Source organism: Halomonas sp. NPDC076908 (assembly GCF_050269715.1).
GTDB lineage: Bacteria > Pseudomonadota > Gammaproteobacteria > Pseudomonadales > Halomonadaceae > Vreelandella.
Map to the genome: position 1 here is coordinate 1 of NZ_JBNNIW010000044.1, position 24,613 is coordinate 24,613.

Annotated in this window: 23 protein-coding genes; 5 read left to right on the forward strand and 18 right to left on the reverse strand. The window is 55.8% G+C overall.

Annotated elements, in window-relative coordinates:
• Nucleotides 1-497: 497 nt before the first annotated feature.
• The 11 genes from ACQKE4_RS18095 to dksA form a co-directional block, all read right to left on the reverse strand.
• Nucleotides 498-1,676 carry an acetyl-CoA C-acetyltransferase gene (locus ACQKE4_RS18095; RefSeq protein ID WP_427389681.1) on the reverse strand — a complete coding sequence of 393 codons (1,179 nt, stop codon included), beginning with the start codon at nucleotides 1,674-1,676 and terminating at the stop codon, nucleotides 498-500.
• A gap of 205 nt (nucleotides 1,677-1,881) precedes the next feature.
• Entirely contained in the window at nucleotides 1,882-2,262 is a 381-nt protein-coding gene (gene panD, locus ACQKE4_RS18100) for an aspartate 1-decarboxylase (protein ID WP_427389682.1), read from the reverse strand.
• A gap of 28 nt (nucleotides 2,263-2,290) precedes the next feature.
• Nucleotides 2,291-3,145 (reverse strand): pantoate--beta-alanine ligase, encoded by an 855-nt coding sequence (panC, locus tag ACQKE4_RS18105; protein WP_427389683.1) that lies wholly within the window; start codon nucleotides 3,143-3,145, stop codon nucleotides 2,291-2,293.
• Between the two features lie 82 nt (nucleotides 3,146-3,227).
• Nucleotides 3,228-4,019, reverse strand: coding sequence for a 3-methyl-2-oxobutanoate hydroxymethyltransferase (gene panB, locus ACQKE4_RS18110; RefSeq protein ID WP_427389684.1), 792 nt, complete (start codon nucleotides 4,017-4,019; stop codon nucleotides 3,228-3,230).
• Nucleotides 4,020-4,181: 162 nt separating this feature from the next.
• Nucleotides 4,182-4,670, reverse strand: coding sequence for a 2-amino-4-hydroxy-6-hydroxymethyldihydropteridine diphosphokinase (folK, locus tag ACQKE4_RS18115; RefSeq protein ID WP_427389685.1), 489 nt, complete (start codon nucleotides 4,668-4,670; stop codon nucleotides 4,182-4,184).
• Nucleotides 4,671-4,676: 6 nt separating this feature from the next.
• Nucleotides 4,677-6,065 (reverse strand): polynucleotide adenylyltransferase PcnB, encoded by a 1,389-nt coding sequence (pcnB, locus tag ACQKE4_RS18120; RefSeq protein ID WP_427389686.1) that lies wholly within the window; start codon nucleotides 6,063-6,065, stop codon nucleotides 4,677-4,679.
• A gap of 898 nt (nucleotides 6,066-6,963) precedes the next feature.
• Nucleotides 6,964-8,352: a sigma-54-dependent transcriptional regulator gene (locus ACQKE4_RS18125; RefSeq protein ID WP_427389687.1), complete on the reverse strand. Its 1,389-nt coding sequence runs from the start codon at nucleotides 8,350-8,352 to the stop codon at nucleotides 6,964-6,966.
• Nucleotides 8,330-11,290 (reverse strand): ATP-binding protein, encoded by a 2,961-nt coding sequence (locus ACQKE4_RS18130; RefSeq protein ID WP_427389688.1) that lies wholly within the window; start codon nucleotides 11,288-11,290, stop codon nucleotides 8,330-8,332. Before ACQKE4_RS18130 ends, ACQKE4_RS18125 begins: the two co-directional genes overlap by 23 nt.
• Entirely contained in the window at nucleotides 11,280-11,456 is a 177-nt protein-coding gene (locus tag ACQKE4_RS18135; RefSeq protein ID WP_007111811.1) for a hypothetical protein, read from the reverse strand. Before ACQKE4_RS18135 ends, ACQKE4_RS18130 begins: the two co-directional genes overlap by 11 nt.
• 1 nt (nucleotide 11,457) lies before the next feature.
• Entirely contained in the window at nucleotides 11,458-12,405 is a 948-nt protein-coding gene (gene gluQRS, locus ACQKE4_RS18140; protein WP_427389689.1) for a tRNA glutamyl-Q(34) synthetase GluQRS, read from the reverse strand.
• A 118-nt stretch (nucleotides 12,406-12,523) separates the two neighbouring features.
• Nucleotides 12,524-12,961, reverse strand: a complete 438-nt coding sequence (gene dksA / locus ACQKE4_RS18145) for an RNA polymerase-binding protein DksA (RefSeq protein ID WP_008958813.1) — start codon at nucleotides 12,959-12,961, stop codon at nucleotides 12,524-12,526.
• A 197-nt stretch (nucleotides 12,962-13,158) separates the two neighbouring features.
• Between dksA and ACQKE4_RS18150 the strand changes: the two genes are divergently transcribed.
• Together ACQKE4_RS18150 and sfsA are read left to right on the forward strand one after the other, a co-directional pair.
• Nucleotides 13,159-14,319 carry an aminotransferase class I/II-fold pyridoxal phosphate-dependent enzyme gene (locus ACQKE4_RS18150; protein WP_427389690.1) on the forward strand — a complete coding sequence of 387 codons (1,161 nt, stop codon included), beginning with the start codon at nucleotides 13,159-13,161 and terminating at the stop codon, nucleotides 14,317-14,319.
• Nucleotides 14,319-15,071: a DNA/RNA nuclease SfsA gene (sfsA, locus tag ACQKE4_RS18155; protein WP_427389691.1), complete on the forward strand. Its 753-nt coding sequence runs from the start codon at nucleotides 14,319-14,321 to the stop codon at nucleotides 15,069-15,071. The genes ACQKE4_RS18150 and sfsA overlap by 1 nt, the downstream gene beginning before the upstream one ends.
• Here sfsA and ACQKE4_RS18160 read toward each other — a convergent pair.
• From ACQKE4_RS18160 to ACQKE4_RS18185, 6 genes are all read right to left on the reverse strand, one after another.
• Nucleotides 15,043-15,492, reverse strand: a complete 450-nt coding sequence (locus ACQKE4_RS18160) for a DUF4426 domain-containing protein (RefSeq protein WP_427389692.1) — start codon at nucleotides 15,490-15,492, stop codon at nucleotides 15,043-15,045. The two genes, sfsA and ACQKE4_RS18160, sit on opposite strands and share 29 nt — an antisense overlap.
• Before the next feature lie 46 nt (nucleotides 15,493-15,538).
• Nucleotides 15,539-16,132, reverse strand: a complete 594-nt coding sequence (gene metW / locus ACQKE4_RS18165; RefSeq protein ID WP_290834091.1) for a methionine biosynthesis protein MetW — start codon at nucleotides 16,130-16,132, stop codon at nucleotides 15,539-15,541.
• Complete coding sequence (metX, locus tag ACQKE4_RS18170; RefSeq protein WP_427389693.1) at nucleotides 16,132-17,316, reverse strand: homoserine O-succinyltransferase MetX; 1,185 nt, start codon at nucleotides 17,314-17,316, stop codon at nucleotides 16,132-16,134. The genes metW and metX overlap by 1 nt, the downstream gene beginning before the upstream one ends.
• A 76-nt stretch (nucleotides 17,317-17,392) precedes the next feature.
• Nucleotides 17,393-17,986 (reverse strand): YggT family protein, encoded by a 594-nt coding sequence (locus ACQKE4_RS18175; RefSeq protein ID WP_427389694.1) that lies wholly within the window; start codon nucleotides 17,984-17,986, stop codon nucleotides 17,393-17,395.
• 50 nt (nucleotides 17,987-18,036) lie between these two features.
• A complete protein-coding gene (gene proC, locus ACQKE4_RS18180; RefSeq protein WP_427389695.1) occupies nucleotides 18,037-18,861 on the reverse strand; it encodes a pyrroline-5-carboxylate reductase in 825 nt (274 codons plus the stop codon).
• A 63-nt stretch (nucleotides 18,862-18,924) separates the two neighbouring features.
• Nucleotides 18,925-19,632, reverse strand: a complete 708-nt coding sequence (locus tag ACQKE4_RS18185; protein WP_427389696.1) for a YggS family pyridoxal phosphate-dependent enzyme — start codon at nucleotides 19,630-19,632, stop codon at nucleotides 18,925-18,927.
• Nucleotides 19,633-19,664: 32 nt separating this feature from the next.
• Between ACQKE4_RS18185 and ACQKE4_RS18190 the strand changes: the two genes are divergently transcribed.
• Both ACQKE4_RS18190 and ACQKE4_RS18195 read left to right on the forward strand, forming a co-directional pair.
• Nucleotides 19,665-20,708, forward strand: coding sequence for a type IV pilus twitching motility protein PilT (locus tag ACQKE4_RS18190; protein ID WP_427389697.1), 1,044 nt, complete (start codon nucleotides 19,665-19,667; stop codon nucleotides 20,706-20,708).
• A complete protein-coding gene (locus tag ACQKE4_RS18195; protein WP_427389698.1) occupies nucleotides 20,701-21,876 on the forward strand; it encodes a PilT/PilU family type 4a pilus ATPase in 1,176 nt (391 codons plus the stop codon). The genes ACQKE4_RS18190 and ACQKE4_RS18195 overlap by 8 nt, the downstream gene beginning before the upstream one ends.
• Before the next feature lie 21 nt (nucleotides 21,877-21,897).
• Here the strand turns inward: ACQKE4_RS18195 and ACQKE4_RS18200 are convergent, their stop codons facing one another.
• The gene (locus ACQKE4_RS18200; protein ID WP_427389699.1) at nucleotides 21,898-23,034 is read right to left on the reverse strand and encodes an anhydro-N-acetylmuramic acid kinase; all 1,137 of its coding nucleotides are present in this window, start codon (nucleotides 23,032-23,034) and stop codon (nucleotides 21,898-21,900) included.
• A gap of 139 nt (nucleotides 23,035-23,173) precedes the next feature.
• Here ACQKE4_RS18200 and tyrS point away from each other — a divergent pair, with 139 nt between their 5' ends.
• Complete coding sequence (gene tyrS, locus ACQKE4_RS18205; RefSeq protein ID WP_427389700.1) at nucleotides 23,174-24,373, forward strand: tyrosine--tRNA ligase; 1,200 nt, start codon at nucleotides 23,174-23,176, stop codon at nucleotides 24,371-24,373.
• Nucleotides 24,374-24,613 lie beyond the last annotated feature (240 nt).

Genomic DNA, 24,613 nt, shown 5'->3' on the forward strand with positions numbered 1-24,613 from the left:
CCGCCCCGCAGTCGCGGGCATCTGATGCGTTACTGATCTCATCGACAAGACGTTTGACGCTCCTTCTCGTTCGGCCCTTTGCTCCAAAAAAAAAAAAAACGAGGAGCTACTACGGCCTCTGCTGACTTCTCGCTCCGTGGGGTCACGTTGCCCTTTCAGGCATAAGGCGAGATCTCCCCGGGTAAGAACACACTCCTTCACCGCACAACCGCCGGATATACGCTACGTCGCCTTGGCCACAAGAGCTTCGCGGCTTCTTGCCCGCTCGCCCTGCTTGGCAGCGCCTCCTATCCGGTTCTTGTTCATCGGCTCGCGGTTTACGCTCCACGCTTCCTTCCCACGGTTGGTCACCCTTCCGCAGTTGCGCTTCGCTTCGTTCGCTGTGGCCAGCTTACGGGAGGACTTGCACCTCCAGGAGTGCGCCCGTGCCGGGCGCACAAAAAAAGCCCCCGTGAGTGACGGGGGCTTGGATTGCAGTGAGAGTGTTACGGAGTATATCAAGGCCGCTCGATAGCCAACGCAACACCCTGACCACCGCCGATACACAGCGTAGCGAGACCTTTCTTGGCATCGCGTGCGATCATCTCGTGCAGCAGTGAGATGAGTACGCGACAGCCTGATGCGCCAATCGGGTGACCAAGGGCAATGGCACCACCGTTAACATTCACCTTGCTGACATCCCAGCCGAGCTCTTTATTAACCGACAGTGCCTGTGCCGCGAACGCTTCGTTCGCTTCTGCTAGATCCAAGTCATCCAAGCTCCAGCCCGCTTTTTCGAGGCAACGACGGGTTGCAGGTGCCGGGCCAATGCCCATAATGGCCGGATCAACGCCTGCGTTAGCATAAGCCGCAATACGTGCTAATGGCTCAAGGCCTAGCTGTTTGGCTTTTTCAGCAGAGCAGATCATCACGACGGCCGCACCATCATTTAATGAGGAGGCGTTACCCGCCGTAACGGTGCCATCTTTTTTAAATGCTGGCTTCATGCCCGCCAACTTTTCGGCAGTGACTTCGCGTGGGTTCTCGTCGGTATCAAATACAATCGGATCGCCTTTGCGCTGCGGAATATGTACCGGCACTATTTGGCTTTTGAAACGACCCTCTTTGATCGCATTCGCAGCATTCTGCTGAGATTGGGCAGCGAACTCATCCATCTCTTCACGGGTGATCCCGTACTTCTCGGCTAAGTTCTCAGCAGTAATGCCCATGTGATAGTTGTTGAAGGCGTCCCACAGGCCGTCATGCACCATGGAGTCAATGGCTTTCCAATCGCCCATGCGCTGGCCGTTACGTGAGTTGGGCAGTACGTGAGGAGAAGCCGACATGTTCTCCTGGCCACCCGCCAGAATAAGTTCGGCATCGCCACAGCGAATCGCCTGAGTGGCGAGGTGTAGCGCTTTAAGGCCGGAACCACATACTTTATTAATCGTCATGGCCGGTACTGCATCCGGCAATCCTGCCTTAATAGCCGCTTGGCGCGCTGGGTTCTGACCTACACCTGCGGTGAGCACCTGACCCAGAAGGACTTCATCAACTTGGTCCGGGGAAACGCCGGTAGAGGCGAGAATATCTTTGATCACCAGGGCGCCTAGATCGCTTGCGGGAATACCCGCGAGAGAACCACCGAAAGCGCCCACGGCGGTGCGGCGTGCCGCAACAATGACTACTTCTTGCATAAGATGACTCCTGGAGTAAATAACAGACACTCTGAAACCAGATGCCCGATAGGCGTACTCTTTCAGCCGTGCTCTTTTAGTCGTGCTCTGTCAACTGTCTCTTCAGCATAGGGGAAGGGGGGGCGTTGCGGCAATACGCTTTTATAGGCAAATAAAAACGGGCCAAATGATGGCCCGTTTAAGCAAGCGTGGAGGAAGTGAAATGTTAGGCTAGTTGCACCGGCATGATGTTGCTGGTGTGGCTAACCTGGTTACCTTCCTGGAGGTAGACCAGTGCGGGCTGATGGTTTTCAAGCTCAGCCTCAGAGTAGTGTGCGTAACTGCAGATAATAATGCGATGTCCCGGTGCGGCGAGGTGGGCGGCAGCCCCATTGATTGAAATTAGCTTAGAGCCTTCTTCACCGCGAATAGCGTAAGTAGTGAATCGCTCACCGTTCTCGACATTATAAATCTGAATTTGCTCGTTTTCGCGAATGCCTGCCATATCCAATAGGTCACCATCAATGGCGCAGGAGCCTTCGTAGTTGAGTACCGCATGGGTAACGCGTGCCATGTGTAGCTTGGCTTTAAGCATAATGGTATGCATGACAGTTCCTATATTCCCCGTTGTTTGTTTATTGGCTGGCTGGTAGCTGAACAGTGAGGTTATCGATTAACCGTGCCGGGCCCAGCTTGGCGGCGGCCAGCAGCACCGCGTGGCGGGTGGTAGGATCCACTGGTGCAAGTGAGACATCGCGCAGCTCCAGGTAGTCCGGCGTAAAACCCGCATCCGCTAGCAACGTTTTACCCTGGTGTAATAGGTCTTCCATGGGCTCGCCACGCTCCAGTGCATCGCGTAGCGTACATAAGATGCGAAATAGCGCAGGGGCTTGCGCCCGCTCTTCGCTACTCAAATAGCCATTACGCGATGAAAGCGCCAACCCGTCCGCTGCTCGCACGATGGGCACGCCGATGATCTCAATGGGCATGTGCAGGTCGCGCACCAGCTTACGAATCACCGCAAGCTGCTGGTAATCTTTCTCGCCAAAGCAGGCAACGTCTGGCTGCACCAGGTTAAACAGCATGCTGACGACCGTTGAAACGCCATCAAAATGTCCAGGGCGGGAGCCACCGCACAATCCTTCACCAACGACAGGGACGTGGACGCGGGTCTGAGTATCTAAACCATTTGGATAGAGAGCGCTTACCGCAGGGGCGAATAGCACATCACAGCCAGCCTCGGTCAGCTGTGCCTGGTCGGCGCTAAACGTTCTAGGGTAACCATCAAGGTCTTCCCCGGGGCCGAACTGCATCGGGTTTACAAACAGGCTGGAGACCACAATGTCAGCATGCTGGCGCGCGCAGGCGACTAGCGCTAAGTGCCCAGCGTGCAGGTTTCCCATCGTGGGCACCAGGGCAATACGCAGGCCTTGTTGGCGGTGTTCCCGCAACGTGCTGCGTAGCTGATCAATTTCTCGCAAAGTGCGCATAGTGGATGTGTCTTCTTTTAAAAGCGGTCTTCAGAAACGATCTTTAGAAGCAGTCTTTAGAAGCAGTCTTTAGAAACAGTCTTCAGAAGCAGTGCTCTTGGGCCGGGAAGGTGCGTGTTTTGACCGCTTCGTGGTAGTGCTGGAAGGCAGTTTGAATGCTATCGGCGTCTACCATAAAGTTTTTCACGAAGCGCGGTGTGCGGCCGTGGGTAACACCCAGCACATCGTGCATTACCAGAATCTGACCATCAGTGTCGGGGCCAGCGCCTATGCCAATCACCGGTACATTCAGTGCTTCGGTGACTGCTTTACCCAGACTGGCGGGCACGCACTCAAGCAGAATGACCGATGCACCCGCTTCGACAAGCACTTTTGCGTCATTAATGATGCGTTCCGCGTGAGCGGCTTCGCGCCCCTGAACTTTATAGCCACCGAGTTGGTGCACGGTTTGTGGCGTTAAGCCTAAGTGAGCGCAAACCGGTACGCCGCGACGGGTCAATTCACGGATATCATCGGCCATCCACGCTTCGCCTTCCAGTTTGACCAGTTCAGCGCCCGCGCGCATAACGGCCGCGGCATCTTCGAGCAGGCGTTCGGTGGTGGTATTGCTCATAAAGGGTAGGTCCACCATCAGCAGGCTGTGGCCTTTACCACGTGCGGCACAGTGGGTGTGGTAGACGATGTCTTCAATAGTGACGGGCAGGGTGCTGTTATGGCCCTGCAGTACCATGCCCAGTGAATCACCGACGAGCAGAACGTCGATGCCGGCTTGGCTTGCCGCGTGGGCAAAGGAGGCATCGTAAGCGGTGAGGCAACTGAACGTCTCGCCAGCCTGCTTATAGGCCTGCAGCGTGCTTAGAGTGACGGTTTTCATGGCGTGCTCTCTTATTTTACGTACGTAAGGCCAGCGCGACATAGGCTACCGACCATTATTAACGCTGCATCCCTGCATGCGTGAAGTGGCTTAACCGGCAATTGTTACCTGAATGGTGTGTCGGTGTCGAGATTTGTGTCAGATGGTAGCGTTGCCCGCACACTAGGCGTGGGGTAGGCGTTCCAGGTCCGGTAACTCGATACCTGCAAGCCAGGCCGTTATCGGTTGTTGATGCAGGTTCAGTGAGGGTGCAATCTCAGCCAGTGGTGCCAGTACAAAGGCGCGCGCGGTCATTTGTGGGTGGGGTACGTTTAGCCGTGGTGTGCTGATCTGGCTATTGCCATAGAGCAGCAGGTCGAGATCAAGGGTGCGTGGCCCCCAGTGACGCTGGCGCTGGCGGCGATGCTGCTGCTCTAACGCCTGAAGCTGGTCGAGCAGCGCCAGTGGTGAGAGGCGCGTTTCCAGCGCCGCAACAGCGTTAATAAAGTCCGGCTGATCTTGCGGCCCCACTGGGCGACTGACGTAGAGCGATGAAGTTGCTACCAAGCGGCTCAGTGGCAGCATGGCCAGCTCAACAAGCGCTTGGCGAACCTGCTCAAGGGGGGAAGCAAGATTACTGCCTAAACCAATATAAGTGAGCTGGGTCGACATCACTCGCTACTCAGACGCAGGACTAGAGGGTTTGCGCCGCCTCTTACGACGACGATCACCTTGGCTTGCAGGATCGCCGCCAACCTTTTGCAGCAAGCGGCGCTGTTCGTGCTCATCGCCGCGCTGGAAGGCTGTCCACCAGTCGCCTAGACCGCGGGGTATTTCACCGGCCTGCTCGCGCAGCAGTAGCAGGTCATAACCCGCCCGGAAGCGCGGATGCTCGCGGGTTTGGAAAGCTTTTTTACCACGCCGCTGGGGTAAACGCTGCTGCAATTCCCAAATTTCACGCATGGGAATACCAAAGCGCTTGGGAATCGAGGTGAACTCTAACTGACGAGAAACGACCTGCTGAGCAGCTGCTTGCAAGGCGGGAATAGCTGGCATACCTTCTTGTTCGAGCTCTTCCTGGCGCTGTTTGACCGGCGCCCACAGGAATGCTGCGAGTAGAAAAGCGGGCGTGACCGGGCGCTCTTCAGCAATCCGCTTGTCGGTATTGGTCAGCGCTTGCTCAATCAGCTCTTCCGCCCAAGCGGCGTCGGCCATGGCCTCTTCAGCTTCGGGAAATAGCATGCCGAACAGGCCATAGTGGCTGAGTAGGCGGAACGTAACGAGACCGTGGCCCGACATGAATAGCTTGAGTACTTCATCGAATAGGCGCGCTGGGGGGATTTGCAGCAGCAGCGGCGCCTGATCATACATTGGCGCTTCAGTGGCCGGGTCCAGCGTGAAGTCGAGCTTAGCCGCGAAGCGCACTGCCCGCAGCATACGCACGGGGTCTTCGCGGTAACGTGTGGTCGGGTCACCAATCAAACGCAGTGTGCGAGTTTTTATATCGTCAGCACCGTTGGCAAAATCGGTGATGCTGAAGTCGGCGATATTGTAGTAGAGCGCATTGATGGTGAAGTCGCGACGCAGCGCATCTTCTTCGATGTTGCCCCACACATTGTCGCGCAGTAACAACCCTTCATCGGACTGGTGGGCGATATGATCGCCATGCTCGTCTTGGGGTTTGCCACGGAAGGTGGTGACCTCAATGACCTCGCGGCCAAAGCGCACATGGACAATCCGAAAACGGCGGCCGATCAGACGCGAGTTACGAAACAGGTCGCGTACTTGCTCGGGGGTGGCATTGGTGGCTACATCAAAATCTTTAGGCATCTTACCAAGCAGCGCGTCACGGATACAGCCGCCAACTAAATAGGCCTCGAAACCCGCGCCGCTAAGGCGATAAAGCACTTTTAAAGCGGCATCGCTAATATGCTGGCGAGAAACAGGATGCTCTGACCGAGGGATGTTGCGCGGAGAGAGTGCAGTAGTGGTGCTCTCTTGGGGATCAGGCAATGTTTTCAATTGCTCCCCCGGGCTATGTAGGAAACGGGTAAATCCTTTAAACATGCGATAACTTCAACTCGCAGGGTAGGTAAAATGATCGAAAAGAAGTCGTTAAAACCACTTTAAACGAGCACCAAATAAAAATAATAGTGGCTGAGTGTAGCCGACCCTCTATGGCTTGCAAAGAGGGGCTTGCAAAGCACCTGACGTTGGCTTGTATAACTCAAGGGAGCAAACACGGAAAGGGGAGGCTAAGAGAGCCTCCCCTATTAAGCAATTAATCAGCATCCATGCTGCTATTTTTCTTCATGATGGCACATCGCCCTGAATACGCACCGCAGTCGGTAGGCGTAAGGATCACGATGGTTCCGACCGCCTCGTATTCAAAACAATAATCCAACCGCGAACTCTCTTCCCCCGGGGAATTATTATTGGCGCCGGGGTGTACACACTGACTGCTATTGTTGTTGTTAGAATGTCAATTCGTGGTGTACGTCGCGTCCTTTCGGGCTACTTGCTCGTTTTATTATTGTTCGCTGCGCCTGTGCTGCCTGCGCCAGCAAGTAATGAGATTCAAGCCTGTTGTTCTTATTAGTACCGTTATCTCTACCTGGCCCTGTTGTTCTTGTTATGGCTCTGGTTGGGGCGTGGTCATGTTGTTTTTGTTGGTGACCTACCGCTATGCCCAGTTTGTTTTTCTTACCCAGTAATATTGCAGGCGCTGTGCCACCTGCTGGATAAATCATAAATTTCATAAGGTTGGCGGTTTTCGTCTCAACAAGAAATTTTACAGCGCAGGAAGTGTTACCCCTTTCGAGCAGGTTTGTGCGCTGGGTTGTGTGGGAAGGTAACAGTGAAATAATTAAGTAAGCCGAAATATTTCTTATTTAAATCAGCATATTAGGCAATAGTCGTAGCCGGGTTATGTTGATTTGGTTATGTCGATTTGAATAGGAGACGTTTAACTGGGACGTCGAGCGGTTTTTTTACGAGGTATGCCAAGCCGCTGGCGGCGCTCCCAAAGATTTTTGCGGCTAATGCCAAGTTTCTGTGCCAGTTCGGTTTCGCTCATTTGATCTTGATGCTCAAGCACAAAGTGCTGAAAGTAATCTTCTAACGAGAGGTCGTCTTCATTCTCTTCAACGACCTTATCCACGCTGCCACCGCTTGTTGAGGTGTTAGCAGACGGTGTATGGGGGCGTGGGGTGGGGGGCGCTAATCCCAAATCATCCGGGTGAATCAGATGCCCTTCGGCAAGAATAACCCCGCGCTCAAGGGCATTCTCCAGTTCACGCACGTTGCCCGGCCAAGGGTAATCGCGCAGATCCTGGCGGGCGGCGCGGGATAGGCGCAGGCCGGTGCGCTCGTGACGCTTGCACGCCTTGTCGAGCAGAATATCGGCAATTTCAAGCACGTCATCTTCGCGCTCGCGTAGCGGCGGCAGCTCGATCTGCATGACGTTTAAACGGTAGTACAGATCAAGGCGGAACTCGCCGGTTTTTGACAGTGCCCGTAAATCACGATGAGTGGCGGCAATCAGGCGGACGTTGACGTGACGGGTTTCTACCGAGCCAATTTTACGAATTTCGCCCTCTTGAAGAACGCGTAGCAGGCGCGCCTGGGCATCTAGTGGCAATTCACCGATCTCATCCAGAAATAGCGTACCGCCATCGGCAGCTTCGACTAACCCGGTGCGTGAAGCGCTGGCGCCAGTAAAAGCGCCTTTTTCATGGCCGAACAGCTCGGACTCAATCAGCGTTTCAGGAATCGCCGCGCAGTTAACGCTGATCAATGGCGCTTTGGCGCGTTTGCTCTGCTGGTGTATCGCCCGTGCTACAAGCTCTTTCCCCGTGCCTGACTCGCCCAGAATCAGTACGGTGACGTCCGCCGGAGCAGTTTTGCGAATGCGGGTGTAGACGTGCTGCATGGACGCGCAGTTGCCGATCATGGTTTGCCGGCCACCTCCGGCGTCGGTGATATCTGGCGGTGGGCTTTGCTGCATCGACTGCTTGTGCAGAATGCGCTCAACTGTTTCTAGCAGTTCAGCGTGGTCAAACGGTTTAGCAACGTAGTCCACCGCGCCTAGTTTGAGCGCTTCTACCGCAGAACGCATGCTCGCATAACTGGTCATGATCAATACCGGCACGGGCGTGGCTTCCGCAATGAGCGTCGTGCCCGGCTCGCCCGGCAGGCGCAGATCGCTGATGATGAGGTCGAAGCCCTTAAGCTCAAGCTGGCAGGCTTCTTCAGCGCTGCCTGCTTCGCTGACCGTGTAGTCGTGGCGTTCCAGCAGGCGCTTTAACGCGCTGCGAATAATCGCTTCATCTTCAACAATCAGAATCCTGGGCATGGGCTGGCTGATCATCCTGTTGGTAGAGCGGCAGCCATAGAGTAATGGCTGTGCCGCAAGGCTGTCCGGGCGGTGGCGAGGCCACGTCTATTTTACCTTGGTGTTCATTGATAATCTGGTAAGCCAATGAAAGACCCAGGCCGGTGCCTTCGCCCGCTGGCTTAGTCGTTGTAAACGGTTCGAATAGGTGATCGCGTACCCGCGGGTCAATCCCCTGGCCATTATCGGTGACTCGCCACCAAGCCAACTGCTCGTGGCTGCCTGCCGTAATGTGCACTTGCCCACCTTGGCCGCAGGCGTCCCGGGCGTTACTCAGCAGGTTAACCATCACTTGGGTTAACCGCTGGGCATCGCCGCGTACGACAATATCCTGGGGAGCCTCATTAACCAAGGTGACATCCTCTCCCGAGCGTACCAGATGTATCAAGTGCAATGCGTCTTCGCTCATTGATGAAAGCGCCACAGGCGAGGCAGGCAGCGGCACCGATTGGCGTCCTCCGTGGGCAAAGCCGACCAAAGAGTTAACGATTTTAGTCACCCGCTGGGTCAACTGCTGAATTTGATCGGCGGTTTCCAACAGGGCTGGATCATCGGTGTCGTAGCGTAAGTTTTGCGCTAGCGAAGAGATGCCGGTAATCGGATTGCCTATTTCGTGGGCGACCCCGGCGGCCAATTGGCCTATTGAGGCAAGACGTGCCGCATGCACAAGCTCGTCTTCAAGCCATTTCATTTCAGTGTGATCTTCAATCAGAATAACGCTACCGCCACGGCTGTCGTGACCGCTGAGAATCGCTTTGTGCAGGGTAAGAAAATAGTCTTTGCCGTGCAGGGTTACCGCTTGCTTGTAGAGCGGGTTTTGCACGGTATCCAATACGCTGCCCAGTAGGCTGGGCCAGGGGGCGGGTAGGCTGTCACGGCGTGAGCCGATCACGCTGTCACCGCTAATGCCTGAAAGTTGCGAGAGCGCCTGATTCCACATCAGTAGCTCATCGTCATCGCCTAGCACGCAAAGCCCAACCGGTAAGTAGGCCAGCGTTTGGCGGTGGTGACGGCGTAAACCGTCTAGCTCCCGAGCCAGCCCGGTTAACCGCGAGCGATAGGCTTCTAAGCGGCTTTCAACAAAGTGAATATCGTCGGTTTCCGGGGCGTCGTCATGGCGATAGGGTAGGTAGCGATCTACGATATCCCGGGCAACCGACGGTCCCATAAGGCCCGAAAGGTTTGCCTGAATGCGGTCGCGTAAGCGGCGCAGTGCATAGGGGCGGCGCTCTTGAGGTGTAAAATTGAGGGCTTTCAAGGCACGGGCGACTTCTCGACTGGCGGCTTCGTCGCCAAGTGCTTGGGCTAAGTGTGTGGAGAAGTCACTAGCAGTGGCGGCTTCAAGCGGAAAGCGCTTAGAGCGGATCACCGCATCTACCGAGCACGCTTCCGCGGCGGACTGTTCGCCTTCTGAAATACGCGTGAACAGCGATATCACAATCAGCAGTAGGATATTGACCGCTAACGATAACAGCGTCACGTTGTACCAAACCGGGGCGTCGGCGGCGGTAAACGGGGTAAAGGGCAGTTGCGGTACGGGTAGTGAGAACGTAAGTGGCAGCCATAGGCCCCATAGCCACACACTGACACCCGCGACTAAGCCAACAATCATGCCTTTACGGTTAGCGCCTGGCCAATAGAGCAGCGCTAGCATGCCAGGCAGGCACTGAGCCATGCCCACAAAAGCGGCTAACCCAAGGCCGATTAAGCCGTGATGACGGCCTACCCACTGGTAAAACAGCCAGCCACCGATGATCACAGCAACCACTAGGCCACGGCGCAGCCATAGCAGCCAGCCATAGAGATCGCTGCGTGCTTCAGGTGGCCTCGCTACCAACACAATATGATTCAACACCATGCCAGAGAGTGCCAGCGCAATCATAATCATGGTGCCGCTGGCGGCCGCCAGCCCACCGATAAATGCCAACGCCCCTACCCACCAGTGTTCGGTTATTAGGTAAGCGGCATAGGCCGCAATAGGAATATCTGGATTGACCGACTGAGCAGCCCACCAGATTAACGGTACGGGCAGTGCCATGAGCAGTAAGAAAAGCGGTAGTGCCCAACTGGCTTGTAGCAGGGTATGCCGCGATAGGCTTTCAGCAAAGCTGATATGAAAAAGATGCGGCATCATAAACGCCGCAGCGAAAAATAGCAGGAGTAGGGTTCGCCATTGTGCAGGATCAAGTTTGGGCGTCTGCTGTTGAAGAGCCGCACCAGGCCCTTCCAGCCAAAGCTGTAAGTCACCGGGGCCGTCAAACACCATCCACATGGCAACCGCCCCTAACCCGAGCATGGCCAGTAGTTTCACAATCGATTCAAACGCAATAGCGCTAAGCAGGGTGTCGTGACGTCCATGAGACTGGCTGTGACGGGCGCCGAAAATCACCGCGAAGGCGGCAATGACTGCACAAAAAAGCAGTGCAACGCTACCGCCTGCTTGGCTTGCGGTCATGATATTGATGGCGTCACCGAGGGTCTGTACCTGAATACCGAGCAGCGGCAGCACTGCCAACAGGCTTACCAAGGTGACCAGCGTACCTGCCCACCGGGAGCGAAAACGAAAGGCAAACAGGTCCGCGAGTGACGTTAACTGGTAGGTGCGGGTAATGCGCTGGATAGGCACCAGCAAGACAGGGGCGAGCAAGAACGCCCCCGCCGCGCCAAGGTAGTAGGCCAGAAAGCCAAAACCGGCGTTGGCGGCCATTTCCACGCTGCCGTAAATCGCCCAGGCGCTGGCGTAAACACCGAGAGCAAGAATGTAGACAATCGGGTGACGGGTAATGCGCACCGGCACCCAGCCCCGCTCTACGGCAAAACCGCAGCCAAAAAGCAGTGCTAAATAGCCCAACCCAAGCAGTAGGACGCCGACTATCTCAACGTGCACCTCAACGTTCATCAAGCTTCCTCTTCTGCTCCAGCCACAGGGTCAAGGCAATTAATCCACCCCAGATCGCGAAGGGGCGATACCAGGCAGCTTCGGGGTCGCTCCAGCCATTCATCAATAGCGGGGAGAGCAGATAACCGCCAAACACCAAGAACAGCATAATGCGATAAACGTACATATCAGTCTCCAGTGGTGCTCGAAGGCGGCGTTAAAGATGGGGTTGATGAAGCTATTGATACAGGCGTTTGGCGGTGAGCGGTGGGGCGCAGTCGTGACACTGTCCAATTCGCTACTGCCCAGTGTAGCTGAGTCGCCGGGGGCTCGAAGGCAAGCTCTTTGGGCGGCGCTTGGTCAAGCGCTTCCAGCGCCTGAAAAAGCTGCTGGCGGACCCCTTGTTCATCTTCAGCCAGGGCGGGGGCCAGATTCTGCTTGGAGAGCTTTTGCCCTTCAGCGGTGACGATCAACGGTAAATGAAGGTAACGCGGTTGCGGAAACTGAAGCGCGGCTTGCAACTGGCGCTGCCAGGGGGTGTTGTCGAGCAAATCGAGCCCCCGCACCACATCGGTAATCTGCTGCTCGGCGTCATCAACGACGACGGCGAGCTGATACGCCCATAGGCCATCTTTGCGCTTCAGTACCACATCACCTAGCGCTGCCGGGTCAAACTGCTGTGCGCCGAATAGCCGGTCTTGCCAGTGAATAGGGCGTTTGCCAAGGTCGCTGCGTAGCCGCCAAGCCACAGGTTTAGTGGGATCGCACACCCCCTCGTGGCACCAGCCGGGATAGATGTCATAACCTTGCCACTGCTTGCGGGAACAGCTGCAGGGATAAGCAAGACCAAGCTGGACAAGCCGGTCTAAGGCAATTTGATAAGCCTCATCACGGGTGTGCTGCCAAATAACACTCCCATCCCACGCTAGCCCAAAGGTTTCCAACTGGCGCAGAATAGTACTCGCCGCCCCTTGGGGGCAGCGCGGCGGGTCGATATCCTCAATGCGCACCAACCACTCTCCCTGTGCTGCGCGGGCGTCTAAATAGCTGCCTAAGGCGGCGACCAAAGAACCAAAATGCAGCGGGCCTGAGGGCGTTGGCGCAAAACGACCGCGGTAGCGAGCAGGAAGGGGCATGTCAGCGTCGTCCTAAGTGGTGCAGGCAGCGGCGCGCCTAATCGTTAATAAAAATGGGTCGTTAACAAAAACGGGCACCCTAAGGTGCCCGCGTTCAATGAGAACGTTGTTTTAATGCTCAGCCGCCGAGCTGTTTCTCTTTGAGTTCCGCCAAGGTTTTGCAATCCACGCATAGCGTAGCGGTGGGGCGAGCTTCTAAACGGCGGATGCCGATCTCAACGCCGCAGGCTTCGCAGAAACCGTAATCGTCGTCATCGATGTTATCCAGCGTCTCGTTGATTTTTTTGAGCAGCTTACGCTCGCGATCCCGAGTACGCAGTTCCAGGCTAAAGCCCTCTTCCTGGGTGGCGCGGTCGGCGGGGTCGGCGTAGTTATTCGCATCTTCCTGCAGGTGGCGTACGGTACGATCCACCTCTTCCATGAGATCCTGTTTCCAATCCAGCAACAGCTGTCGGAAGTGCGCTAGCTGCTGCTCGTTCATATACTCTTCACCCGGTGCTGGCTCATACGGGGTGAAGGACTTGGACGCTTCCGTTTTCTTTTCTGCTACTGGCATGGGACTGCCCCTTACATATGTGACTACTGATCGACCATGAGCGACTGTCACGATCTCACGCCAAAGGGATGCTTGTTTAGCTGAAAAATGGCTGGTTTGCAAGCATAATGGTGCGCTTTCGACGATAGTCTTGCACTTAATATAGCTAGCATTATGTTTTAGTTAGCTTTTAATAACGACTAGCTTAAGGAGCTATTATGGCCTGGAATTCGCGTGTCGCTCACGTTGCCCCTTTTCGGGTCATGCATTTGTTGGAAATGGCCCAGGCGCGGGAAGCCGCCGGTCACGATGTGATTCATTTAGAGGTGGGCGAACCTGATTTTGTTACTCCTGAGCCGATTATTGCAGCAGGACAAACGGCGCTGGCAAACGGCCATACTCGCTACACACCCGCTGCGGGCTTGCCCGCGCTACGCGAGGCTATAGCAGGGCACTACGCAGAGCACTTTAACGCTAACGTGGATCCGGCGCGCATATTGGTGACGCCCGGTGCTTCTGGAGCGCTACTGCTGGCCAGCCAGTTACTCGTCGCAACCGGTACACGGGTGCTGATGGCTGACCCCAACTACCCCTGCAACCGACACTTTATGGCCTTGGCAGGCGCTGAGATTGATGCGATCTCCGTGGGGCGTGAGAGCGGCTGGCAGTTGGATGCTGCCTTGGTCGCCGAGCACTGGCGCGAGGATACGAGCCTTGCGATGCTGGCGTCACCTTCCAATCCAACTGGGCACACGCTCAGTGCACAGCAGCTCACTGCCGTGTTAGCCACTGTCGCTGAGCGTAAAGGCGAGGTGATTGTCGATGAGATCTATCAAGGGCTTAACTACGATGATGCGCCGCTGTCGGCCACTTCGCTTTCCGCTGACGCCTTTGTGGTGAACAGTTTCTCAAAATATTTTGGCATGACCGGCTGGCGCCTGGGCTGGTTGGTGGCGCCTGAGCGTGCCGTGGAGCCGTTAACGCGGCTGGCGCAGAATATGTTTCTTGCCGCGCCAACGCCTTCACAGCATGCCGCGCTAGCAGCTTTTACGCCGGAATGCCGCGGGATTCTCGAACAGCGCCGCGAAACTCTGAAAGAGCGCCGTCAGGTACTTTTAGAGGGGCTTGCAGGCTTGGGGCTGGCACCGGACCTACCGCCCCAGGGGGCGTTTTATCTGTGGCTGGATATTTCTCGCTATAGCCGCGATAGCCAAGCGTTCTGCGAACGGCTGCTGCAGGAAGAGAATGTAGCGATTACCCCCGGCATCGATTTTGCCGTGCGCGGTGGCGAACACCATGTGCGTATTGCGTTTACCAACGATGTGGCGCGTCTGGAAGAGGCGGTGGCACGGATTGCGCGCCTTGTGGGCAGGCTGTGATGCTGGCGTATCCGACGCTGGTGCCTGGCACGCTGCTCAGGCGCTACAAGCGGTTTCTGGCGGATGTGCTTTTGGATGACGGACGCGAAGTGGTCGCCCACTGCCCTAATACCGGTTCAATGAAAGCGGTGAATGTGCCGGGATGCCGGGTCTGGCTATCACCCAGCGACAGCCCTAAACGCAAGCTTGCCTGGACCTGGGAGTTTATCGAGTTACCTCAGCCGAATGGTCAGGCGGCGCTGGCTTCTGTGCATACCGGCCGCGCCAACCGCATCGTTGAAACCGCGCTGCAGGTGGGTGAGTTGGTGCCGCTGGCAGGCTATGCCACCTTACGTCGGGAGGTGAAAGTGGTCGATGCTCGGCTTGATTTTATGCTGGATGACCCCGAGCGGGGGCGAGCGTATATCGAAGTGAAGCAGGTTACCCTTAAAGAGGAGGATGGCCACGGCTACTTTCCTGACTCGGTAAGCGTGCGTGGCACCAAGCATCTGCATTCACTGAGGGTATTGGCAGAACAAGGCGAACGGGCGGTGCTACTGTTTTGCGTGGCACATGAGGGGATTGCTGACGTGGCCGCCGCTGCGCATATTGATGCGACTTACGCAGCGGCCCTGGCGAAGGCTGCGGCCAGCGGTGTGGAAGTGCTGGCCTATGGCATTGACGTGGCGCGAGAGCAGGGCCGACCGACCGGGGTAGGGTTATCCCGCCAACTATCTGTGCGGCTTAACGGTCAATATAAAAACGCTGAATAAAGTTCACCGGTTCGGGGGCGGCGTTGCGGTCGTAGCGCACGCTTAACTCAAAGCGCATGCTTTCATCTTCACGCATTGTGAAAGGCGCAAGATGGTAAGTGGCATCGCCGTCATGAACGGTACGAAAGCTGAGGGATTCCTGAACCCCGGTTAAGCCGCTCACATGGCCCTGCACGCTGGCATTGACGGCGCGAGTACCGCCATCCTCCTGGCGCTCACGCACGCTAACATTGACCAAGCCGCGGTTAGCACTGCGCTGAAGATTATGCGCCTGGGCCACTTCCGGGGTCAAAAAGCTGCTGTTCACCGCACTGTAGTGAATTTCGTAATCCCCAACGCGGGCGAACTGTTCCGCGTAGGCAGTGGCGGTGGCAAAGAGCGTGCCGACGAGGGCAGCGCTGATCATTAAGCGGCGTAACATGGACATATCTCCATCAATCGTCATGAGCCTGAGTAAATGTATCCGTCTAGCGGCGGCGAACGCGGAAAATAGCAATTTCACCGAATAAGTTGGGCCATAGCCGCGATTTCCAGTGGCCTTGATGATCCCCCACGCCCACTGCACGATCAACAATCACCAGCCCTTTTTCGCGGCATAGATGCTCAAAGTCGTTGAACGTAGATAAGTGAATGTTGGGCGTATCGTACCAAGCGTGAGGTAGCGACTTGGATACCGGCATATAGCCTCGCAGGCCCAAATGCACACGGTGGCGCCAGTAGGCGAAGTTGGGAAAGGTAATGATCCCCTCTTCGGCGACGCGCAGCATCTCATCGAGCATTTTATCCGGGCGGCGCAGGGCCTGCAGCGCTTGGGTCATGATCACCTGATCATAGCTGTTGTCGCAAAAGCTGCTTAAACCGTCATCCAAGTTGTGTTCAATCACGCTGATTCCACGGGCAACGCAGGCGTTGATACCGTCATGGTCTATCTCTAAACCATAGCCGGTCACGCCTTTATTGCGCGCCAGTGTTTCAAGCAGCGCGCCATCGCCGCAGGCAAGATCCAGCACGTGGGCGCCTTCGGGTACCCAGTCGTAAATCAGTTCCAGATCGGCACGCATCATGGCGTCTCCTCGTCAAGCTTAAGGTCACGAGCAGCGCGATTCATAAAGGCGCTGAAAATGGCGTCGTAGCGTGGCTCTGAGAGTAAGAAGGCATCGTGCCCGTGGGGGGAGTCGATATTGGCGTAGCTGACCGACTTGCCTGCCCGAGTCAGCGCATCGACGAGCTCGCGGGAGCGTGAGGGCGGAAAGCGCCAGTCGGTGGTAAAGCTGACAATCAAAAAAGGGCACTGCGCTGGCGCAAGCGCCTTGGCAAAATCGCCGCCTTGGGTGGCAGCAGGGTCAAAGTAGTCCAGCGCTTTGGTCATCAACAGGTACGTATTGGCATCAAAGGCAGTGGAAAAAGTGTCGCCCTGATAGCGTAAGTAGGACTCCACCTGGAACTCGACGTCGAAGCCAAAATTAAGGTCATCGCTACGCAGGTCGCGGCCAAACTTACTGCCCATCGCGTCTTCTGACAGGTAGGTAATATGCCCCACCATGCGCGCCAGTTTCAGCCCGCGTTTGGGTACGGTGTCGTGCTCCGCATACCAGCCGCCGAAAAACTCAGGATCAGAGCGAATCGCCTGGCGGGCCACTTCGTTAAAAGCGATATTTTGCGCCGAGAGCCGCGGTGTTGCGGCAATCACTACCGCGTTAGCAACCCGCTCCGGGTACGTCATGGTCCACTGCATGACCTGCATGCCACCAAGGCTGCCGCCTACTGCCGCCGCCCAGCGCTCAATCCCCAGGTGGTCGGCTAGGCGTGCTTGGCTTGCCACCCAGTCGCTAACCGTGACCATGGGAAATTCAGGGCCCCACTGGCGGCCAGTGTCAGGGTTGTGGCTTATCGGCCCGGTGCTGCCGTGGCAGCCACCGAGGTTATTCAGCGAAACCACAAAAAAACGGTTGGTATCAATCGCTTTGCCTGGGCCAATGTGGGCATCCCACCAGCCGGGCTTACGATCTTCTTCACTATGATAGCCCGCAGCGTGGTGGTGGCCAGAAAGTGCATGGCAAATCAGCACCGCGTTGCTGCGTTCAGCGTTCAGCGTGCCGTAAGTTTCATAAATGAGTTCGTAGGCAGGCAGTACTTTACCGCAGGCAAGAGCGAGCGGCGTGTCGAAGCGTGCCACGTGCGGAGTCACCAAGCCGACCGAAGTCGTCGGGCGGTCTGCAAACGCAAGAGTGTCTGAATCAGGCATTGAAGGCGCTAGTCCTGCTTAAAGAGTGCGACTGAATGGATCGATGACAATATCCATTGATACAAGAGGCGGGCCATTACAGCCCGACTAATGCGCCGGAGATGCCCGCCGCTCGAATCATTGAGCCAACTACCAAACCATCAATTAGATTAATGGCAATAAACACCACGATAGGCGAAAGATCGATCATGCCCAGCGACGGCACCACCTTGCGCACTGGTGCCATAATCGGTTCCACCAACTGCATCACCAGCAGCGCACCTGGGTGGCTGGCATTGGGAGCAACCCAGCTTAAGATAATCATCACAATCATGGCGAAGAAGTAGATTTTTAAAATCGCATTCGCCAAGGCCGCCGCGCCCGCGATCAGCAGGCCAGGAATCGGCGGCATGCCAATGCCAATCACCATGAAAATGGCGACGATGCTGACGACTTTCAATACAAAGCCTGCTGCTAATGTAGCAAGATCAAAACGACCAGCAACGGGGCCTAAAAAGCCTTGAAAAAGGCCTACTACCGGCTGGGTGATTTTGACCACCGACTGGCTTAGCGGGTTATAGTAATCGGCCCGCGAAGCCTGCAATAGAAAACGCAGCATCAGTAAAAATAGGTAAATATTGATGAGAGTATTGACCAGCATTAACCCTGCACTGCCCAGTTCATTGCCCATTATTGTGTCTCCTTGATGAGTCGTTGCGAAGCGGTGGTGTGACTAAACTATCAGTTTCCGCTCAATTCCTTGGCCATTGCCTGAGCGCGGTCGGCGCAGGCTTGCATGGCGTCGGCAATGGTAGTGCGCAATTGTGCCTCTTCCATATGTTGAATGGCTCGTTCGGTAGTGCCGCCCGGCGACATTACGTTCTGTTTCAGCGTGGCTGGATCTTTGTCACTTTGCTGCGCCATGGTGGCGGCTCCGAGCGCGGTTTGAATAGCGAGGCGGCGTGCGGTGGCGGCAGGCAGGCCGAGTTTAACCGCCGCCTCTTCCATGGCTTCGAACATCAGAAAGAAGTAGGCCGGTGCACTGCCGGAAACGGCGGTCACTGCATCTAACAGGGCTTCCTCTTCCACCCACTCGACAATGCCGACCGCTTCCATTAGCTGAGTGGCCGCGTCGCGCTGGTCGTCGCTTACTTTCGCATTGGCGTAGAGGCCGCTGGCGCCGTAGCCAACGAGCGAGGGTGTATTGGGCATGCAGCGTACCATGGCGTTACTACCACCCAACCACTGATCAATAGTATCGGCATCCAAGCCTGCCGCAATAGAGATTACCAATGGCTGCTGGCGCTGAACGCTGTCGCGCAGCGCTTCACATACGGTGCGCATGATTTGCGGCTTCACCGCGAGTACCACCACATCGGCTTCCGCCACCGCTGCATTGTTATCGGTATCGGTATTAATGCCCAAGCGTTGTTTAATCGCTGCCAGTTCGCTGTCATTCGGCGCGGTGGCGGTAATAGTAGAAGGCGCGACACCGCTGTCGATGAGGCCGCCAATAATGGCGCTGGCCATATTGCCAGCCCCAATGAAGGTAATTTTATTCGCCATACCAGGTGTCCTTAAGTAAGAGTAAGTTAAGTGTAAAGGTAGGCGACTGAGCGCCTAGGCCGATTAGCGGGCGCCGAAAATCGCGGTGCCTAACCTTACCAGCGTGGCACCTTCGAGTACCGCCGCTTCTAAATCGTCGCTCATGCCCATTGAAAGTGTATCAAGGGGCGCATCGGGCAAGCGGCTCTTTAGGGAGGTTAACGCCTCGCGTAGCGCTGCCAATGGCTGGCGCTGAGCATCTACGCCTTCCGCCGGGGCGGGAATGGCCATTAAACCCCGTAGCCGAAGATTAGGTAGCGCGGCCACTTCCTTAGCGAGTGCCTCCAACTCCTCAGGCAGCACGCCAGCTTTGCTCGCTTCGCGACTAATATTAACCTGCAGGCAGATGTTGAGTGGCGCTAGGTGCGTTGGGCGCTGTTCGCTAAGGCGTTTGGCGATTTTAAGTCGATCAACGCTGTGCACCCAATCAAAGTGCTCGGCGACAGCACGGGTCTTGTTGGACTGCAGCGGACCAATGAAATGCCATATAATGCCTTCAAGATCAGCCAGTTCAGTCTGTTTCTCCAGCGCTTCTTGCAGATAGTTTTCACCAAATTCACGCTGACCAAGCTGCCAAACTTGGCGAATCATTGCTGCAGGCTTGGTCTTGCTGACCGCTAGCAACTTGGCTGCATCTTGGACGCGTCCCGCGGCTTCTAATGCGCCACGCAGGCGTTCACGCGCCTGACCGTATGAAGAGCCGAGTGACTCGTTAAGCGCGATGTCTGTCATACTCAAGCACCTTACCGCAGCTGGGAAGAGAGATGGATATTACCGAACTGCTAGCATTCTCGGCAAAGCAGAATGCCTCTGACTTGCACCTTTCGGCTGGTTTGCCGCCCATGATACGTGTTGATGGCGACATTCGTCGGCTCAATGTGCCTGCTATCGATAATAACGATGTGCGCAAGTTGATCTACGACATCATGAATGATCGTCAGCGGCGCGACTACGAAGAGCACTTGGAAATTGATTTTTCCTTTGAAGTGCCAGGCGTTGCACGCTTTCGTGTCAATGCTTTCACCCAAGCGCGCGGTGCAGGGGCGGTGTTTCGCACCATTCCTAATCAAGTGCTCTCGATGCAAACCCTGGGGCTCGGTGAGGTATTTGAACGCCTAGCGATGCTGCCGCGTGGTTTGGTACTGGTAACAGGGCCGACGGGGTCGGGTAAAAGCACCACGCTCGCGGCAATGATTGATTACATTAATGATCACCGTTATGAGCATATTCTGACCATTGAAGATCCCGTTGAGTTTGTTCACGTCAGCAAGCGCTGTTTGATTAATCAGCGCGAAGTGCACCGCGATACCCATAGCTTTGCCGATGCACTGCGGAGCGCACTGCGTGAAGACCCCGATGTGATCCTGGTCGGTGAGCTGCGTGATCTGGAGACTATCCGCTTAGCGTTGACGGCAGCAGAGACCGGGCATCTGGTACTGGGAACGCTGCACACTACCTCGGCGGCTAAGACCGTGGATCGAATTATCGATGTCTTTCCAGGCGAAGAGAAAGCTATGGTGCGCTCAATGTTGTCTGAATCGCTCCAGGCGGTGATATCCCAGACCTTACTTAAGCGCGAGGGTGGCGGGCGCGTTGCCGCTCACGAAATCCTCATTGCCACCTCTGCCGTGCGCAACTTGATTCGCGAGGACAAAGTGGCGCAAATGTACTCCTCCATCCAAACCGGTGGCAGCCTGGGCATGCAAACACTGGATGCTGCACTCGCTCGGTTAGTGAAAGAGGGCGTGGTAAGTTTGGAAGAGGCGCAACTGAGCGCAAAGGGAACCCTGTCGATAAAGGATGAATAAGGAGCATAGAGTGCAAGATGCCCAACTTTCGCCCACCCAGTGGCTGCATCAACTCCTCGATATTATGGTAGAGCAGAACGCTTCTGATTTGCTCATCTCCGTGGGCGCACCGCCAAGCCTGAAAATGGCCGGTGGGCTGGTGCCGTTGGGACAGCAGCGTTTAACCGCTCATCAGGTCAATGAACTGGTTACTCATACGCTGCCGGAAGGGCTGCGCGAACGCTTTGCCAGCGAGCGTGAAGCAAATTTCGCGTTGAGCCGCGAGGGCAAAGGGCGTTTTCGGGTCAGCGCGTTTCAGCAGCGTAATCAGATGGCCATGGTGGTGCGCAGCATCGCCATCAAGATTCCTCGCCTGGAAGCGCTGGGTATGCCGGAGCAACTGGCGGAATTAGCGCAAGCTAAGCGCGGGTTGGTGCTGGTGGTGGGCGGTACGGGTACGGGTAAATCGACGACCCTGGCGGCGATGATTCAGCAGCGCAACGAGACCGTTGGCGGCCACATCATCAGCATTGAAGACCCGATTGAGTACCTGCACCCCCATCAGCGCGCCATAGTAAATCAGCGCGAAGTAGGGATTGATACCGAGTCGTTTGAGGTGGCGCTTAAAAACACGCTGCGCCAGGCGCCGGATGTGATTCTAATTGGTGAAATCCGCACTCGGGAAACCATGGAGCACGCGCTGACCTTCGCCGAAACTGGTCACCTGTGTTTGGCCACGCTGCATGCCAATAATGCTAACCAAGCGCTGGAACGCATTATTCACTTCTTTCCTCATGAGCGGTATGAGCAGGTTTGGATGGATCTTTCGCTCAACCTGCGTGCGGTTGTTGCTCAACAGTTGCTGCCTACGCTTGCGGGCGGTCGCTGTGCGGCCATTGAACTCATGCTGCAGTCGCCGCGTATTGCCGACTTGATTCGCAAAGGCGAGGTCGCCGAGATTAAAGCAGCGATAGCTAAGTCCCAAGATGCTGGGATGCAGACCTTCGACCAAGCGCTGCACGATCTTCATCAGGCAGGGCAGATTAGTCGAGAGGTAGCGATGGCCCATGCCGACTCGGCCAACGATTTGCGTATGTTACTCAATTTCAGTGATGCCAAAACGCGCAATCTCTCGCTTGATGAACAGGTGCCAAGTCATCTGGGGCTGCGCGATAGTGATGACTATTAAGCGTTAATAACGCAGCAAAAACTATGCAGCATAAATACCACCCAGCACTCGTGAGCCTTGCGCACCGGTGACCGAAGGCAAGTTGCCGGGCAGGTGGTTCAAGCGCTGATGAGCAAGCCAGGCGAAAGCGCCTGCTTCAATCCAGTCTTCAGGCCAGCCGTAGGCCGCTGGCGACGCAAATGTAGCACTGGGAATATGGTGGGCAAGGCGCTGCATCAAGTAGGTGTTATGGGCACCACCGCCAGCGGTGATTAGCGTAAGCGGCCCTTCAATCAGCAGTTGTTCAATTCCTTGGGCGACGCTAACCGCGGTCAGTTCGGCTAGCGTTGCCTGTACATCGGCAGCGGTTTCATGGCCGCTGAGATGTTGTCTTAGCCAATTTAGATGGAAGAGCTCACGCCCCGTACTGCGTGGTGGTCGCTGCTGGAAAAAGGGTTCTGACAACAACCGGATCAATAACTCTTCATCTATCTTGCCGCTAGCGGCCCAGTCGCCGTTCTGATCAAACCGGCCACCTTGATGTAGCGAGAACCAGCCATCCAATAAGGCATTCGCTGGACCGGTATCAAAACCGAGCACTGGATCGCTCGGTTGGCTAGAAAGCCAAGTCAGATTGGCAAAGCCGCCTAAGTTAAGCACCAGCTGGTGCGCGTCGGCTCTTCCAAACAGTGCTTGATGAAAGGCGGGTGCCAGCGGTGCGGCCTGACCACCGGCGGCTAAGTCGCGGCGGCGAAAGTCGGCGACTACTGTGCAGCCGGTAAGTTCTGCCAAGAGGCTGGGGTTGTCCAGTTGTAGCGTATAGGCCGGGCCGCCATCATGACCGTTAGGCGCGTGTTCAATCGTTTGGCCGTGGCTACCGATAGCACGGATGTGTTCGGGCGCTAATGAGAGCGTTACTAATAGCTGCTGCACGGCGCGAGCCTGACAACGGCAGAACGCATCTTCCACCGCTGCAAGCTGGGCGAAGCTCACCTGTTCGGCATGGCACAGTGTGAACAGCATATGATGAAGCTCATCTGGCATCGGCTCTGCGTGGGTTGCTAGTAACCGGGGCGGAGAATCATCTTCGATGGCGATAAGTGCCGCATCAATCCCATCCAGGCTAGTGCCGGACATCAAGCCAATATAGTAATGCTGCGAAGCGATAGGTGATTTCATAAGCTAACTCGTACAAAGCGGGGGCTAAAGCTCAGCCAAGGCTAAACCAGGGCTCAACCAAGGCGAACGAGCATGGTAACATCGTCGGCTATTTATCACCTGAGCCCGGTAAGGGCAGCTTTTATAGTGGAGAGAGGCAATGAGTGAGGTGGATCAAGCTTTAGCGCTGCTGTCGCGGGGTACGCAAGAAATCCTGGTAGAGGATGAGTTACGTAAAAAGCTGGCTTCAGGCCGCAAGCTGCGTATTAAAGCGGGTTTTGATCCTACAGCTCCCGACTTACACCTTGGGCACAGCGTGTTGCTGACCAAAATGCGCCAGTTTCAGGACTTGGGGCACACGGTTATCTTTTTGATCGGTGACTTTACCGGACGTATTGGCGACCCTACTGGTAAAAACGTGACGCGCAAACCGCTCACCGAAGCGGATGTTAAAGCTAACGCTGAAACCTATAAGGAGCAGGTGTTTAAAATTCTCGATCCAGAGAAAACCGAGGTGCGCTTTAACGCCGAGTGGTTTGGCGAACTCACCGCCGCCAAAATGATCGAGCTGGCCGCCCAAAGCACCGTTGCCCGTATGCTGGAGCGGGACGACTTTGAAAAGCGTTATAAAGCCAATCAGCCCATAGCTATCCACGAATTTCTCTACCCGCTGGTACAAGGCTACGACTCGGTAGCGCTTGAGGCGGACGTGGAACTGGGCGGCACCGACCAGAAGTTCAATCTGCTGATGGGGCGTGAAATTCAGAAGCACTTCGGCCAGGAACCCCAGGTGGTCATTACCATGCCGCTGTTGGAAGGGTTAGACGGCGTGCAGAAGATGTCGAAGTCCTTGGGCAACTACATTGGTGTCGATGAAGCGCCGGGTTCGATGTTCAATAAACTGGTCTCCATGCCAGATAGCCTAATGTGGCGCTACTTTGAGCTGCTCTCCTTGAAATCAAATGAAGATATCGAGGCGCTTAAGCAGAGCGTTGAGCAGGGAGCGAACCCACGCGATGTGAAAATGGAGCTAGCGCGTGAACTGATTGCCCGCTACCACGGCGATGAAGCAGCCGCTAACGCCCATAAGTCAGCGGGTAACCAACTTGCCGACGGTGAACTGCCGGAAGACCTGCCGGAAGTGACGGTTGATTTTGAAGGTAGTGAAGAAGCACCTATTGCGGCAGTGCTAAACAGGGCAGAGCTTGCAAATAACAGCGCCCAGGCTAAAGACATGCTGGGTAATGGCCGGGTTAAAGTCGACGGCGATGTCGTTGCTAAAGACACCATGCTGGCGACGGGTAAGAGCTATGTTATTCAAGCGGGTAAGAAGCGTTACGCCCGTGTGACGCTTATTTGAACTTTCTGTCAAAAAGCGCTTGCCAACCCGGCCCTGAATCCGTAAAGTACGCATCCGCTGCCGGGGACGCCAAACGTTACCAGCGGTGAAAGAGGTTGAAAACCTCTGGTTTGTCAGGAAGTTAGCGCCGTCTTGTTATCGATTGGATCGCTCGCTTCACTCGCTGAAAACAGCGGTTGACAACCACCCGGAAATGCGTAGAATACGCCTTCCTCGCTGAGGCAACACGGTTCAGGTCAT